Source organism: Priestia flexa, from assembly GCF_021441905.1.
GTDB classification, from domain to species: Bacteria; Bacillota; Bacilli; order Bacillales; family Bacillaceae_H; genus Priestia; species Priestia flexa.
Genome location: NZ_CP090431.1, coordinates 1177436 through 1191982 on the forward strand (window position 1 = coordinate 1177436; position 14547 = coordinate 1191982).

Annotated in this window: 16 protein-coding genes; 12 read left to right on the top strand and 4 right to left on the bottom strand. The window is 37.6% G+C overall.

Translation table 11 applies throughout. From position 1 onward, the window contains the following. Positions 1–11 precede the first annotated feature (11 nt). The 4 genes from LZP85_RS05955 (at position 12) to LZP85_RS05970 (ending at position 1672) form a co-directional block, all read left to right on the top strand. Positions 12–275, top strand: coding sequence for a YpbS family protein (locus LZP85_RS05955; protein WP_025909382.1), 264 nt, complete (start codon positions 12–14; stop codon positions 273–275). A gap of 172 nt (positions 276–447) precedes the next feature. Next, positions 448–777, top strand: coding sequence for a hypothetical protein (locus LZP85_RS05960; protein ID WP_119543034.1), 330 nt, complete (start codon positions 448–450; stop codon positions 775–777). A gap of 96 nt (positions 778–873) precedes the next feature. After that, positions 874–1332 (top strand): divergent PAP2 family protein, encoded by a 459-nt coding sequence (locus tag LZP85_RS05965; protein WP_061784838.1) that lies wholly within the window; start codon positions 874–876, stop codon positions 1330–1332. A gap of 73 nt (positions 1333–1405) precedes the next feature. Then, positions 1406–1672: a DUF6123 family protein gene (locus tag LZP85_RS05970; protein WP_242529579.1), complete on the top strand. Its 267-nt coding sequence runs from the start codon at positions 1406–1408 to the stop codon at positions 1670–1672. Between the two features lie 9 nt (positions 1673–1681). Here LZP85_RS05970 and LZP85_RS05975 read toward each other — a convergent pair whose 3' ends face one another. Next, on the bottom strand, positions 1682–2080 hold the full coding sequence (locus tag LZP85_RS05975) for an RNase H family protein (RefSeq protein ID WP_119543035.1): 399 nt from the start codon (positions 2078–2080) through the stop codon (positions 1682–1684). A 203-nt stretch (positions 2081–2283) separates the two neighbouring features. Here LZP85_RS05975 and LZP85_RS05980 point away from each other — a divergent pair, with 203 nt between their 5' ends. The 4 genes from LZP85_RS05980 (at position 2284) to LZP85_RS05995 (ending at position 3950) form a co-directional block, all read left to right on the top strand. Further along, positions 2284–2937: a ribonuclease H family protein gene (locus LZP85_RS05980; RefSeq protein WP_061784817.1), complete on the top strand. Its 654-nt coding sequence runs from the start codon at positions 2284–2286 to the stop codon at positions 2935–2937. Between the two features lie 27 nt (positions 2938–2964). Continuing rightward, positions 2965–3147, top strand: coding sequence for a zinc-finger domain-containing protein (locus LZP85_RS05985; protein WP_025908204.1), 183 nt, complete (start codon positions 2965–2967; stop codon positions 3145–3147). A 55-nt stretch (positions 3148–3202) separates the two neighbouring features. Further along, entirely contained in the window at positions 3203–3475 is a 273-nt protein-coding gene (locus tag LZP85_RS05990) for a DUF2564 family protein (RefSeq protein WP_025908203.1), read from the top strand. 202 nt (positions 3476–3677) lie between these two features. Continuing rightward, entirely contained in the window at positions 3678–3950 is a 273-nt protein-coding gene (locus tag LZP85_RS05995) for a hypothetical protein (protein WP_035320105.1), read from the top strand. 33 nt (positions 3951–3983) lie between these two features. Here the strand turns inward: LZP85_RS05995 and LZP85_RS06000 are convergent, their stop codons facing one another. After that, positions 3984–5201: a NupC/NupG family nucleoside CNT transporter gene (locus LZP85_RS06000; RefSeq protein WP_206782947.1), complete on the bottom strand. Its 1218-nt coding sequence runs from the start codon at positions 5199–5201 to the stop codon at positions 3984–3986. A 321-nt stretch (positions 5202–5522) separates the two neighbouring features. Between LZP85_RS06000 and LZP85_RS06005 the strand changes: the two genes are divergently transcribed. Together LZP85_RS06005 and LZP85_RS06010 are read left to right on the top strand one after the other, a co-directional pair. Next, the gene (locus LZP85_RS06005; protein WP_119543036.1) at positions 5523–6752 is read left to right on the top strand and encodes a bacillibactin exporter BcbE; all 1230 of its coding nucleotides are present in this window, start codon (positions 5523–5525) and stop codon (positions 6750–6752) included. Between the two features lie 98 nt (positions 6753–6850). Continuing rightward, positions 6851–7231, top strand: a complete 381-nt coding sequence (locus LZP85_RS06010) for a DUF4183 domain-containing protein (RefSeq protein ID WP_119543037.1) — start codon at positions 6851–6853, stop codon at positions 7229–7231. 54 nt (positions 7232–7285) lie between these two features. Here the strand turns inward: LZP85_RS06010 and LZP85_RS06015 are convergent, their stop codons facing one another. After that, positions 7286–7660: a DUF4183 domain-containing protein gene (locus tag LZP85_RS06015; protein ID WP_234562075.1), complete on the bottom strand. Its 375-nt coding sequence runs from the start codon at positions 7658–7660 to the stop codon at positions 7286–7288. A gap of 219 nt (positions 7661–7879) precedes the next feature. On the opposite strand from LZP85_RS06015, the gene LZP85_RS06020 reads away from it, so the two are divergent. Further along, positions 7880–12055 (top strand): C39 family peptidase, encoded by a 4176-nt coding sequence (locus LZP85_RS06020; RefSeq protein WP_119543039.1) that lies wholly within the window; start codon positions 7880–7882, stop codon positions 12053–12055. A 42-nt stretch (positions 12056–12097) separates the two neighbouring features. Here LZP85_RS06020 and LZP85_RS06025 read toward each other — a convergent pair whose 3' ends face one another. Next, the gene (locus tag LZP85_RS06025; RefSeq protein WP_182840826.1) at positions 12098–13393 is read right to left on the bottom strand and encodes a purine/pyrimidine permease; all 1296 of its coding nucleotides are present in this window, start codon (positions 13391–13393) and stop codon (positions 12098–12100) included. Positions 13394–13713: 320 nt separating this feature from the next. On the opposite strand from LZP85_RS06025, the gene LZP85_RS06030 reads away from it, so the two are divergent. Further along, entirely contained in the window at positions 13714–14538 is an 825-nt protein-coding gene (locus LZP85_RS06030) for a M55 family metallopeptidase (protein WP_025908196.1), read from the top strand. The last annotated feature ends 9 nt before the right edge of the window (positions 14539–14547 follow it).

The following is a 14547-nucleotide window of genomic DNA, read 5'->3' on the forward strand; positions in this document are numbered from 1 at the left end:
GAGGAACAAAAATGAGCGTACACAAAGCAATATCAGAACATTCAAAGAAACAGCATGAACTTGTTAAAGCATTTGTCAGACTAGATACAATGCGTGAGCAAGCAATTGAAGCAACGGTGCTTTTATGTAAAGAAGGCCAAGAATTTTCAACGGATACGATTAACGCTGTGACGGCTCAAATTAATGAGCTTGCAAAAAATAATGGAATTGTACCAACACGTCAATTTGTAACGAAAGAAATGGTCGAAGAATACGTTCAACGCTTAAATAATTAAACAAATGAAAGCCGCCTTCTAATGGCGGCTTTCGCTTGTTTATTGAATTGAAAACAAGAGGGAAATTGCCCATTAGCTCCCGGTGTTACCTTATTTTTCGCAGTATTTGATTTCAAAACAAATCCATACTAATGAATGTACCAACGAGGTACAAACAAAGGAGGAGATTGTAATGGGACGTACAAAATCAGGTAATGCAAATGCACAACGTAATAACAATGCAAAACAAAAACATAACACAGAGTTTGCTTCTGAGTTCAAAGCTAACCAAGCTCAAAAAGCGAAAGCTGCTAAAAAAGCAAACGGTGCACATGCTGAAGAATTTGCATCTGAATTTAATGTACAACAAAATCAAAACAATTCTTCTAACCAAAAGCTTAAAGCTTCTAAAAGTGCTAAAAACAACCAATATAACCAAGAATTTGGTTCTTATGCTGAAGTAGAATCAGCAAAGATGAATAATAAAGCACAAAAGAAAGCTTCTAAGAAAAACAATCACTAAGTCATAGTGAGCGTCGAAAATGCCAGAAACATTCATGATGCGAGTGAATGTTTCCGGCATTTTCTTTTTTACACAATAGTAAAAGAGGTGAGCATGTTGAACAAAGGTATTGGCTTGTCACTTTCTTCAATATTGTTGGCACAAGCATTAAAAATTCCCATTAAAAAATATCAAACAGGTGTATGGGACGTATCAATGATTGGAGCATCGGGGGGAATGCCTAGCTCTCACTCTGCCGGGGTCTCTTCTTTGGCTACCTATGTAGGTTTAACCAAAGGCGTTTCTAGCATTGAATTTGGGATTGCAACCGTGTTTGGAATTATTGTTATGTATGATGCACAAGGGATTCGTAGACAAACTGGTGAAATTACCATTAAGGTAAATACGTTAGATGAAGAAATTGAAAAGTTAGCCGGGCTTCCTGATAAAGGCTTTCATGACTTAACTGAACAAAAGCTAAAAGAGATGCTAGGGCATCAGCCGGCAGAAGTACTTGCAGGTGCTCTCCTAGGTGTAACCATAGGATTAGTTGGCTATTTGTTTGGTGAAAAATAATGGTCAAATTTTTATAAATACGCTAAGATAAAGAAGGAACCTTTATAAAGGATGGGATCGGATCGTGACAAAAATGGTAAACTCCTTAGAAGAATACCTTCTTTATCTTGAGGAAAAAGGCTTTTCTTTAAAAGAAGATGCAAAGGGCTTTATTGCATTTGGTCAGCAATATACAAAAATGCCGGATGAAATGGTTATTTTCTCCATTGAATGGACCTTAAAAATGCAAAAGGAATTCGATGGTAGCTTTTTTGTTGCGCTGCTAGAGCAACTTGCCGCACAAAAGGTGAAGACGAGAAAACAGGCAATGCAAGTATTAAAACAGACCGGAATGATTTGAAGCAGGAGCTTATAGTCCTGCTTCTTTTTGATGAATAGCTTCTCTAGCAAGCTGATCAGCTCCGCTATTCTCGCTGCTTGGAACCCACTTAATAAAAAATAAATCTATTTGTTTGGAGAGCGTTAGGGCTTTTTCGAGGAGAGGAAGAAAAGCTTTATTTTTTACATATTCTCTGTTCATAGCCGCATCTACAATTTGCGAATCTGTTCGAAAAGAAACCATCGTATACTGTTTTTCTAAACAAAGTTCTAAAGCTTTTATTAAGGCGTAGAATTCAGCTTCATGATTACTCATCGCTTGTAAGGGAATAGAGTAGCGGTGGTGCTCCCCGTTACCTTTTATAATAATTCCAGCACCAGATGGCCCAGGATTTCCTGCAGAGGCGCCGTCAATGTATACTTCTATCATTGTTATCACTCCATTATATAGCGTAGTCAGTCAGATAAGTTGCAATTAAATTAACTCTATTGTACCATAAAAAAATTTAGTGCTAACTACAGTAAAATCACGATAATAATTGTCATGAAAAGACAGGATGAGTGATAAAATACAAAAAAGTAGAAAAGTTTACGTGCGGTATTTAAAAATTGCCGATGAAAGGAACTGGAAAGATGAAATTTCAAATTGAATGGCACTATAAATCATCCAAACAAAAGCAACTGACGTTTTACTCTGATTTCACAGATGCAAACGAAGCGTTTATCATCATAGGGGATTTGGAACGAACTGGACGCGCAAAGGAAATTTATTTGATTAGTGAAGATGGACAACGTTGGACTGTAAAAGAAGCCAAAAAGTTATTTGAAGAAATTCAAACGGAACCTCATGACATCACGGTATATTTTGATGGGGGCTTTCACCACGACATGCAGGTCGCAGGTCTCGGTGCTGTTATTTACTTTACACAAAATGGATTTCCTCAGCGGATTCGAGTTAACACGCAGCTTGAACAGATTGAATCGAATAATGAATCGGAATACGCGGCTTTTTATTTTGCGGTACAGCAGCTAGAAGAAATGGGAGTTCATCACATCCAAGTGACGTTTAAAGGAGATTCGCAAGTTGTATTAAATCAGCTAGCAGGTGAATGGCCTTGCTTTGAAGAAACCTTTAATAAATATTTAGATCGCATTGAAGATAAGCTACAAGAATTAGGAATTAAACCAATTTATGAACCGATTTCACGCAAAGATAATGAAGAAGCAGATCAGCTTGCAACACAAGCCTTACAAGGAGTTACGATAGCTAGCCGAAAACGAATATAGGTACTAATTGAAATGGAGAGATGCAGCATGGAAAGAAAGCAAGTATTAGAAGAGGTAACAGAGCTTCTAGATTACTATTGCAATGACTGCTTTGTCAAAAAAACGTTTAATAAAGAACGCGGAAAAACGTATGCCCAATCGTTTTGTATTAATGAGTGTACGGTAGGGGAGAAAATTAAAAATTACGGAGAGCTATTAACTAAAAAGTAGTTCTGTATAATTTTTTTCGTCTTGCTTTATCCTATCTATAGGAGGTGTTTTCCGAATGGATAACTTTTCAAAGCAAGACGTAACAACAGGTTATAATGATTTGCAACAAGCTCAAGTCTCTATTCAATCGGCGCAAAAAATGATTGGAACTGCAACGATGAGCATGAGTCCACAGCAGCTTAGTGAAGCAACAGAAGCTCTAGCAAACGCGCGCACAGAATTAGAAGCGGCACAGGCAAACGCAACGGGCGTAGACGAAGAGTTTCTTCAAAAGTGCATGGCGGATTTAAAAGCTTGTGAGCAGCAGTTAACTGAGGCAAAGCAATAAGGTTGTAACAGAGGAAGAGCACTCTTTTCATCGTAAAGTGACCGCGATAAAAAGAGTGCTTTTTTCACTGATATACATAATGATTTAAATATCTGTAATATTATGGATGTATTTACTAATCTTTGTTTTAGAGGTATAATGAAAATAGATATCGAAAAATTCTGTTTATTATCAGGTTAATTGTCGATAAGGAGTGAGAGCTGTGTACCGTACACAAGTGAAAGGAAATGAAATTATCGTTTTGTTTTCAACGACAGAAGCATCCAAAAAAAGGACTGATATTGAAAGAGAAAAAATCTATAAGCGCGTTCTTCATCTGGATGAAAAACTGCTTACATTTCATAATGGTACGAGCTTTACAATTGGAGATCCGCTAGGTTTGATTGTCGCTCATGTTAAGAAGAGTGAGTTAACGACAATTTACATTGAACATATTATTGATAAACAATTTATGTATCATGATGATGTGATTTAAAAAGGTGAGACGAATTCGTCTCACCTTTTGCTATTAAATAAACATACCTGCGATTGCTGCGCTTAATAAGTTAGCTAATGTACCAGCAAGAATAGCACGGAATCCTAAACGTGCGATTTCTGGGCGACGGCTTGGAGCCATGTTTCCTAAACCACCTAATAAAATAGCAAGTGAAGATAGGTTAGCAAACCCACATAGTGCAAAGCTGACAACAGCGACCGTTTTATCAGAAAGCTGATCAATCTGTGGAGCAAAAGAAGAGTACGCTACAAATTCATTCAACACAAACTTTTGTCCGATGAAACCAGCAGCTTGTACGGCCTCACTCCAAGGGACACCAATAACAAACGCAATCGGTGCAAACACAAACCCTAAAATGGTGTCAAGCGTAAAGTTTTCAAGATTGAAAAGGCTTCCAATTCCAGACAAAAGTCCATTTAACAATGCAATCAGTGCGATGAATGCAAGTAGCATTGCTCCTACGTTTAATGCAAGCTTTAACCCGTCAGATGCTCCGCGAGCAGCTGCATCAATCACATTAACCGTATCTTTATCTTTTTCCATTGCAATGCCTTCAGCTGTTGACGTCTTTTCTGTTTCTGGCATGATCATTTTGGCCATAATTAATCCGGCTGGAGCAGCCATAAAGCTTGCTGCTAATAAATATTCGATTGGTACACCTAAAGCTGCATATCCAAATAATACTGAACCAGCAACTGATGCTAGACCACCCGTCATAACGGCAAAAAGCTCTGATCTTGTCATTTTTGGCAAGTATGGTCGAATAACTAACGGTGCTTCCGTTTGACCAACGAAAATATTCGCTGCGGCAGATAAAGATTCCGTTTGGCTTGTTCCTAGTAGTTTGGCTAATCCGCCACCAAGGAACTTAATAATAATCTGCATGATTCCTAGATGATATAGAACCGCAATTAAAGAAGAGAAGAAGATAATTAACGTTAATACATTAAATGCAAAGATAAACCCAGTAGGCTGACTTGCATCCGACAGTGTACCAAACAAGAAGGAAATCCCTTCATTTGCATAGTTTACAACGTTTTGGACAGCAGTTGTTACTTTTTCTAAAGCTGCTCGGCCAACGTTCCATTTTAAGACGATAAATCCAAATAGAACTTGAATGGCTAAGCCGACTAATATCGTACGAGGTTTGATTGCGTTTTTATTACTGGATAATAAAAACGCTACCAAAAAGATAAATGCAATACCTAATAGACCCCAAAGGAAATTCATATTCTCCACCTTTTCTTTATGTTTTTAGCAAGTTGTCGTCAGACTTCTAACGTCTTACGACAACTTAAATATAATAGTTTTTATCGAAAAATGAAAGAGGTTTTTGAGTTTTTCCTCTTTTATCTTGTCCGAACTTTGATAATTTATGAATAAAAAATGAGTGATTAATCTTTTAAAAAGGTTTGATACACAAGGGATGGTTAAATCATAGGATTGTGATTTATGCATGAATAGGAAATGATAAAATAGCAAAAAAATATAGATATGCATTGTTTGGCAAATGCTTAAAATTGTTTAGCATCACGCTACCTGGAGGCTGCTATGGAAAGTAGAAAAAAAATGGACTTGCTTGCGCTTGCATCGGTTCCGCTTATTATGACACTGGGGAACTCCATGCTCATACCTGTTTTGCCAGTCATTGAAAAGCAGTTGAAAATCAGTTCTATGCAGGTCTCAATGATTATTACCGTGTACTCAATATTTGCTATTTTTTTGATTCCAATTGCTGGCTATTTATCAGATCGCTTTGGACGAAAAAAAGTCATCATTCCCAGTCTGATTTTAGCAGGGATAGGTGGAGCAATTACGGGGTGGGCTTCATGGCAAATGGATAGCCCGTTTTGGATTATTCTAATTGGGCGAGCCGTTCAGGGGATTGGTTCAGCCGGTGCCATGCCAGTAGTGATTCCTTGTGTAGGGGATATGTTTGAGGACGAACAGGAAGTAACGAAAGGGTTAGGGTTAATTGAAACGGCTAACACGTTTGGTAAAGTATTAAGCCCCATTTTAGGTTCATTCTTAGCCTCTTTTATTTGGTTTTTACCGTTTTGGTTTATTCCTATTCTTTGTTTATTGTCCATCTTACTTGTTCTCTTTTTGGTGAAAACTCCTAAGTCAGGATCATCTGATACAAAGAAACAAAACATTAAAGATTTCATTAAAAATGTGAAGGGTACTCTTCATAAGAATATTCGCTGGCTGTTAGCCATTTTTATTTTAGGTGCTATTATCATGCTTGTTTTATTTGGAATGCTCTTTTATTTATCAACAATTCTAGAAGAGAGATACGACATTATCAATACAAAAAAAGGCTTTGTTATGGCCATTCCATTGCTTGCACTATCCATTGCCTCTTATGTTGCTGGAAAGAAAATTGGTAAGAATAAAGTTGTGATGAAATGGTGTTCATTCTTTGGATTTCTTCTATTAACTTGCTCTTTTCCCATCTTATTCTTTAATACCTCGATCGTCATGATTATCATAACGCTTGTAATTGGCGGTATCGGAATAGGTGTTGCTCTCCCAAGTCTAGATGCTTTAATTACGGAAGGCATTGAGAAAGAAGAGCGAGGTACAATTACGTCAATATACAGTTCCATGCGCTTTGTTGGAGTCGCTGCCGGACCCCCATTGTATACATTGTTAATGAAATGGTCAGATATGGCTGTTTTCCAAATGTCTTTATTTGTTAGTGCAATTGGGGCTATCATTGTCTTTAAGGCAATCAAACCAACAGATGAAGCCGTGAAGGTTAAAAAAGCTGAGGTTTAATTTTATTTTAGAGATAGATGTTTGTCCCTCACAACTTGTATTACTGTGCCATACACTATGAGTGAAAAGATGAATTAGTGAAATGAGGGACAAAGAAGATGGCATTGCAAATTATGAAAATTTTAGCTTCTGCTACAACAGTTACAACCGTAAGCCCCGTTAATACAAAGTTATTCTACGTTACGACTGCACAAACGGATGGAGGAGGCACGCTAACAATCGATGCTGCTGACTTTTTTTTGGATGATGGCTCAGCAGCAACGACACTTCCTGCACTAGAAAGCAGCAATAGCTATTATCAAGTGTACATCAATGGTTTATTACAGATGGAAGGGTTATCGACTTACACACCTGGTGCTACGGGCGTAGGCTCAGTAGCAGTTGATGTACCAATAGGCGGATCAATTTTAACAGGAACTCCTGTTATTGTAGAGGTTGTTAACTTTACACCGGCTTCCTCAACAACCGTTACAACATAATGAAGTGATACGAAAGAAGCAAAGCTACATTTTTGCTTCTTTTTATTATGGAATTTAAGCTAAATAAATTGTAATAAACTGGAGTGAAATTAATGTGTTCTCGGAAGGGACATCTGTCGACAAAAGCTCAAGTATACCTTCATCCACTTTGTAAATTGCAGGAGGTTGAAGCATTCCGTTTACAAATAAATTAGTATAGGAAACCGAATCAGGGCTCAATATGCCGCTGTTTCCGTAGCCTGGCAATTGGTCTTTATTTGTAAAGATGCGCTGTTGTCCATCTGCTCTGGCATAATAATAACCGATATTTGTTTTGGCGATTTTTAAAGGTGGCAAAGAGAACTTGGTTGAAAGCTTTGTCGAACGTATCGTCCAGTCAGTAACTTGTTTAGCTCTTATTGAATGAGAATTTTTATTGTTTTTTTTCATAGTTATACACCTCGCTTTTTACGCGTTCTTCTTATATTAAATCTGCTTTTTATACAATATTAATTTTCCGATAAAAAGTCCCTAATATTAGATAGTTTATGGTGTTAATTACCTTGTTAATAAATAATTGTCTAACAGTAGAAACGTTGATATGATAAGAGTTAAGTAACCATTAGAGCTGTTAAAAGATTTGGTTGCGGAATAGATGAGGTGGCTAGAATGATGAAGATTACAGTAAAAGAGTTGAAAGATTATGTAGAAGAGCATCGGATTGTTGATGGACTTCAATCTGTGCGCTTAGAATTAGAACAGCTTGAAAAGGCACCCTCACATCTTACTCTAAGGAAAAAGCTTGCTGAGTTTCAATCGAGCGATGATTTATACGAGCTCATTCGTCTATTAGATGACGGGTTAATGTATCGATATAGTAGCGTGGTTACTCGATACGCTTATCGCCATTTTGGCACATTTCAAATGGCGGTCTTTTTATATGATGAATTTGTTCGTGAAGGAAAGACGCTACAAGCAAAGCGAGAATTGGATTTATTATTAAAAACTACAGATTTAAATACAGTTACACCAAAACAAATTGAAACGGCTTACTTCCTAATGGTACGTATTCTGTTAGAAATTAAGCGGTTTGATGAAGCGAAAGAATGGATGCAAAAAGTCGAGCAATACAATGAAACCGAAATGTTTGATAAATGGGGCTATTTTTATATTCAAACGGGCGAATGGGAAAAAGCAGAATATTATTTAAGCGAGGGTATCGGTGAAAATAAAAAATCTGATATGTGCTTTTTATTTTTGGCGGACCTATACGCTGCAAAAGGTGAGCATGATAAAGCTTTACATACGATTAATGAAGCTTTGGGCATGTATCCTCAGCTACCTGCATTATATATGGAGAAAGTTAGAAAACTAAAAGATTTACAGTGCTATGAGGAGCTTCTTGAGGCTGTTAATGACTTGGAACAAATACTCATTACAAAAGAGTATCATTCTTATTTTACACAGCTCAAAGCAGAAGCCTATTTTTATTTAAAAAATGCAAGCAAGCTACAGGTATTAGTAGAGCAAGAAGAGAGTTTGAAAAATACGCCGTACGCAAAATTAATGAATGATGGACAAGCTGTGAAGTTACCCATTAAACCTATTATTCAAAAAGATAACTACTGCGTTCCGGCAAGCTTAAGCATGATTCTTAGCTTATTTAACCAACCCAAGACACAAGATGAAATTGCTGAACATATTTATAGCCAACTTGGTTCAAAACTTTCAACCGCGGTGGAGTATACGGAAAGTCTAGGCTATAGCTGTCGTTTTTTCACAGGGACTATAGAGACGTATAAGCAACTGCTTCATAACGGTACACCAATACTTGTTAGCGTAGAATTTGAGCATGCTTCACATGTTCAAGTGGTATATGGTTATAATGATCAGCTACAGGCTTTCTATGTACAGGATCCTAATTTTTTAAATCCTCAGCTGGTTGAGTATAGTGAGTTTGAACGAGCTTACGTAAACTCAGGCTATTTATCAATTGCTATTTGTAAAGAAGAAGCAGGACTTGCGTTTCTTTCAGAGCGTGATCACTATTTTTTTAAAGAATTATATCGCATAACAGAGCTAGTTGAGCAGGATGAAGAGCGTTATATTCAACAGCTAATAGCGCTTCTAGAGTCACATGGAGATATTCCTTTTTCTCCTTTGTTTGGCATTAAGCACATTTTTCGAGAGGATAGTCGTCAAGTTACGTTCGAGTGGTTACACAAACTGCTTACTACGTATCCAAACAATGACTATATTAGGCTACACACAGCTTATGCGTTTTTCCGAACGGGTGAAAAACAAAAAGCAGGTGAGCTCTTGCAACAAGTTAAAGAAAAACGAACGAGTTCATTTTATTATTACTTAAAAGGTAGGATTCATTTTGAAGATGATCAGTATACGCAGGCAATTACGTATTTTCAGCGGTCATTGCAGCTAGATATTGAGCAGCATCTTGTACTGAGCTATTTAGCTCTTGCATATTTCTATAAAGACGATGTTGATTACGCTTTTGAACTGTCTCACACTTCACTAAGCTTTTATGATGAAGAGCCATTTTCAAAAGTTAATCATGCACTGATTTTAAATGACCTCGGAAAGACTCAAGAAGCTCGAACTATTTTCGATGAGTTATTGCGTCATGATCGCACAGACGCATTTCTATGGTATGAACGCGCTAAGTGTGATCAGCGCTTAGAAAAAGGACAAAAAGCTTATCGAGGCTTTATGGTAGCAAAGCACCTGCAGCCTGATATGCTTTACCCGTACATTTCCTTAGCAGATTGGTATCAACATGAAAAAGACGATTCGTTAAAAGCTGAGACTATTTTATGTGAAGGAATTAAGCAAGTCGAAAGCAACGAAACGCTCTCACGTCTTCTTGGAGATCTCTATATTGAAAACAAAGAATATGAAAAAGCAATTCAGCTCTTTGCAAATGCTGATACGCCAATGCTTCAAAATGGCCTTGCTTATGCTTATCTGCAAGCTGGCCGTTTATCGGGAGCTTTAAAGCTGTATGAACAAGCTTTAATAGCTGAAGAGTACGATCAAGATGCTTATTTAGACGCTGGGAATGCGTTGGTACATTTTTGCAAAGAAAACGGCCTTCAAGAGGGGATAGAGGTTGGAATCTCTCTCATTGAAAAAGGTCTTGCTGGCCTAGAGACGGATTTAGATCAAGCTTTAGAATCGTATGTTGGATTTATGAATGATTTTGATCAATTAGAACGAGGAGTTACCTTCTTAAAACAAGAATGGAAAATGAATCCAAAAGAAATTCTTTATGGATGCTATGCTGGCGTACTGTTAGAAGAAGAGAAGCGATATGATGAAGCGATAGCTCTTTATGAAGAGACGCTGAGAGTTGAACCAAATGGCTTTTCATACTATCGATTAGGTGAAGTTTACAAAGAGATGGATTTAGTTGGAAAAGCTAAAGAAGCGTATGAGCTAAGCGTGTATTATGATCGTCGAAACAGCGGTGCGTATGAGAACTTAATACTAATTGCTCGAATGGAAGAAGATGAAGCAGCAGAAAGAGATTACCTATATACCGTACTGCAATTCGATCCATTGGATGTGAATATGGAGCGTTTATCACATTTGTGTAAGACAGAATCCGACTATGCAGAGCTCATTAACTATTTAGAAACCGTTGACACACCTTCACTTCAAGGATGGGTTATGGATAGTTTAGCTTATGTATATGGTGCGAAAGGTGATAAAGACCAAGAGGAAAAGTACTTGTTAAAAGCGCTAGAGATGAGTCCAAATCAACAAGCCGTACAGCACCACTATGCAAATTGGTGTATTCAACAAGGAAATCTTAAAGAAGCGAAGTTGGTTATGCTAACCCTTATTAAAGAAAACGTGGAAGAAGAGCTGTTTTATGCAACGTGGCTGGAATGCTTCCCATCCCGAAAAGAACTTTTGACACTGTCTACTCATTTAAAGAAACTAAATGTCCCAAAGGAAGAAAAGGCATTTATCTATATGAATACAGCGGTCGCACTGCAAGCAGTAGTCGAAGAATTTAATGATGTAGAAGAGGAAAGCGCATTTCTAAAGCGTACGATTAAAAAGTTTAAAGAAAAAGCAACAATGATTGCACTTTTCGGTATGATCATTGAATTACATGAAACGGCTATAAAGCTAGACCGTACAAATGTACAAGCCGTGCATGCGCTAGCAAGCTTTTATGAAGAAAGGCAGATGGAAGACGAAGCTATTGCTTTGTTAGAGAGAAAGTTAAAAGAAACGGAAGACCTTAGTATTGGACATCATTTAATGCATATTATCATCAATCTCGATCATGATGATGAGAGCATAAAAAAAGGCTTATCTTTTCTCGAATTTTTATTAGATATAGAGCCTTACAACTTTGATTTCTTATTATATCAAGCGATTCTACTCGGTGAGCAAGGAAGTGAAGTAGAAGCGGAGGAAAAGTTTAAACAACTTTTAAAGCAGCAAAAATATGATCCCAACGTTTATGCTGGATTAGGAAAGCTATATAATCGAATAGAACGTTATGATGAAGCCATTGGCATTTTCAATGAAGGAATTGAAAATGGCCAAACGAACACCTTGCTGTATGTAGAGCTTGGTATTGCCTATCATTTAACGGGGCAGACACAAGTTGCAGCGGAGCTTATGGCAAAGCGATTAGAGGAAGAAGATGACCTGTTTATTCGCTACAATTTAGCTTGTTACCTAGCGAGTATAGGAGATATAAAACAAGCGGAACAAGAGCTTCACCTTGTATTGGAACAAGATGAAAGCGGCCAGTTTTATGAGATGGCAAAAGGAGACGAAGATCTTCGTTTGCTACGTGTTAAGTAAATGAAAAAAGTGCTTTGCAGCTACATATGCAAAGCACTTTTTTTATTGGCTGCTTTTCTTAGAAAGGCGGCGTTCTTGAAAAGATGAGTACACTTCGATAACAAGAATAATGAGCGTACCTAACACCAAACCGTTGCTCAAGAATGTCGTTACCAGTGGAGGCAGTGTAGAAAAAGCTTCCGAAGGTAAGAACATAACTCCAATTCCTGCGAATAGAGGAATTCCAGCTTTTTTCATGGCTTGATAAGGAGCAGATGTATTGGAAAACTCATGCATGCCTAATGCAATCATGCTCGCAAAGACAGGGAAAATAGCAGCATAGCCCACGGCTGTTGGTAAGCTAGACATAATGGAAGTGAGCGGAGTAAAAATGCTCACAAATAATAATAAGAACGACGCTACGATAAACGGTAAACGACTGTATATACCAGTTGCTGAAATAAAGCCTCCAGACCCCGAAATTGGAACTGCCCCGACACCAGAGAAAACGCCTCCAAGTAATTGACTAATGCCTGAAGCAATGCCTGATTGTTTGATATAGCTTCCTTTTGTTTTTGTCCCGTTACGTTCATAAACAGATTCAACGACGCGTATGGAAGCGAGCATGTTTGTAATTAAGATAAGCGTAACAAAGAAAGCAGTTGTTACCATGCTCCATTCTATTTTTGGGGGACCAAAAGCAAACGGTTCAGGGATATAAAAGAGGTTGGGTTGAAACGTAATTTGATCCGTTAAGTTTAAAAGGGCGAACAGTCCCCAACCAATGCCGATGCTTGCAATAATACTAAACTTGTTAAATAGCGGATGTGACAGCATATAAAAAGCCAATAGTAAAATAGCAGCTGAAGCTAACGCGACTGGAAGTTTAATAGTAGGGTTATCGCTTGTTACGCCAAGCATCCCTTTTAAAAATGAACCGCTTAGCTGTGCTACTAGTAAAATTAAATAAGTACCCGTTACGGTTGGGGTAAAATATTTTGCTAGCTTATCAATAAGGCCAAAAGCACTCATTAATAAAGCAATAATCCCGCTTGTAATCATCGTGAATTGTAAAACCTGAAGCGTTTCCGTTCCCGAACCAAATAAAACTGTTCCTAAGCCGGCATAAAGGGAAAATACGCCCCACCAAACGCCAGCCGGGCCTTCCATAATCGGTAATCGATGTCCGATGAAGATTTGAAGTAAGCCTGATGCTCCAAGAATGAAAAGCGTCCGCTGTAAAAATTCAATGGATTCTGTTGGTGAAAGGTTGAATTGAGAAGCGATGACAATTGGAACGATAATGCTATTAGAAATCATAAATAAAAACCATTGTAAAGAAGCAATGGACGTACGAATCATAGTATGCACCTCATGTTTAATCTGTCTAAATCTAGTTTGTTTTAGCTAGTAACTTTTTACATTTTACCACGAAATCGTTGTTTTGAAAGCGATATCTCTATATTAATCTAGAAAACAAATGCTGTAGGTATATCGACGCAGGTAAAGAAACGGTGCAAAAATTGACGAAATATGTAGGGTAAATAGAGAGATAGACAGAAATAAACAATTTATTCCAAAAACAATAAATATTATATTGAAAAAATTGAATAAATATTTTATAATTTTCTTAATATTTACTACAATTAACTCTTTTAAACAAAGAAGGGAGTGTAAAGATGAAGCTATACGTATCTATTGATATGGAAGGAATTACTGGTCTCGTGGATCAAAGCAACGTCTTTTTACAAGAAGCAAACTATGAGCGCAGTAGGCGCATTATGACGCAAGAAGCCAATGCTGTCATCACAGCTGCTTTAAAAAGCCGATGTACAGAAGTGGTTGTAAACGATAGCCACTCAAGTATGAATAACCTGTTAGTTGAAGACCTACATCCTGAAGCCGTTTTAATTTCAGGAAGCGTTAAGCCATATTCAATGGTTCAAGGTCTTGATGATTCATTTGCTGGAGCTATGTTTATTGGATACCATTCACGCGCTGGAATGCCTGGTGTTATGTCACATGCTATGACTTTCGGAGTGCGAAATATGTATATAAACGACGTAGCCGTTGGTGAGCTCGGATTTAATGCTTACGTCGCAGGATATTATGAAGTGCCCATCTTACTTGTAGCAGGAGATGATTATACAACCACCGAAGCGACATCACTCATTCCAAACATTACGACAGCAATTGTTAAAAAAGCCATTTCTCGTTCTGCAGCACAAACACTTACTCCTAAGAAAGCAGAACAATTACTTCAAGAAAAAGTTGAAATTGCCATTCAAAACAAACACTTAGTCAACCCTTTATTACCACCAACCCAACCAACCTTGAGAATCGAATTTAATAATTATGGTCAAGCGGAATGGGCCAATTTAATGCCAGGTACAAAAATTGAGCCTAATTCAACAACCGTTAGCTTTCAAGCGAAAGATATTTTAGAAGCATATCAAGCGATGCTTGTTATGACAGAACTTGCGATGCGAACTACATTTTGTTAGAAAGTGTGA

What these genes read in the sequence shown, in the direction of transcription:
- LZP85_RS06030 (WP_025908196.1), top strand. Translation starts at nt 13,714, where the DNA reads ATGAAGCTATACGTATCTATTGATATGGAAGGAATTACTGGTCTCGTG.
- LZP85_RS05960 (WP_119543034.1), top strand. Translation starts at nt 448, where the DNA reads ATGGGACGTACAAAATCAGGTAATGCAAATGCACAACGTAATAACAAT.
- LZP85_RS06000 (WP_206782947.1), bottom strand. Translation starts at nt 5,201, where the DNA reads ATGAATTTCCTTTGGGGTCTATTAGGTATTGCATTTATCTTTTTGGTA.
- LZP85_RS05975 (WP_119543035.1), bottom strand. Translation starts at nt 2,080, where the DNA reads ATGATAGAAGTATACATTGACGGCGCCTCTGCAGGAAATCCTGGGCCA.
- LZP85_RS05990 (WP_025908203.1), top strand. Translation starts at nt 3,203, where the DNA reads ATGGATAACTTTTCAAAGCAAGACGTAACAACAGGTTATAATGATTTG.
- LZP85_RS06005 (WP_119543036.1), top strand. Translation starts at nt 5,523, where the DNA reads ATGGAAAGTAGAAAAAAAATGGACTTGCTTGCGCTTGCATCGGTTCCG.
- LZP85_RS05985 (WP_025908204.1), top strand. Translation starts at nt 2,965, where the DNA reads ATGGAAAGAAAGCAAGTATTAGAAGAGGTAACAGAGCTTCTAGATTAC.
- LZP85_RS05970 (WP_242529579.1), top strand. Translation starts at nt 1,406, where the DNA reads ATGGTAAACTCCTTAGAAGAATACCTTCTTTATCTTGAGGAAAAAGGC.
- LZP85_RS05980 (WP_061784817.1), top strand. Translation starts at nt 2,284, where the DNA reads ATGAAATTTCAAATTGAATGGCACTATAAATCATCCAAACAAAAGCAA.
- LZP85_RS05955 (WP_025909382.1), top strand. Translation starts at nt 12, where the DNA reads ATGAGCGTACACAAAGCAATATCAGAACATTCAAAGAAACAGCATGAA.
- LZP85_RS06015 (WP_234562075.1), bottom strand. Translation starts at nt 7,660, where the DNA reads ATGAAAAAAAACAATAAAAATTCTCATTCAATAAGAGCTAAACAAGTT.
- LZP85_RS06020 (WP_119543039.1), top strand. Translation starts at nt 7,880, where the DNA reads ATGATGAAGATTACAGTAAAAGAGTTGAAAGATTATGTAGAAGAGCAT.
- LZP85_RS06010 (WP_119543037.1), top strand. Translation starts at nt 6,851, where the DNA reads ATGGCATTGCAAATTATGAAAATTTTAGCTTCTGCTACAACAGTTACA.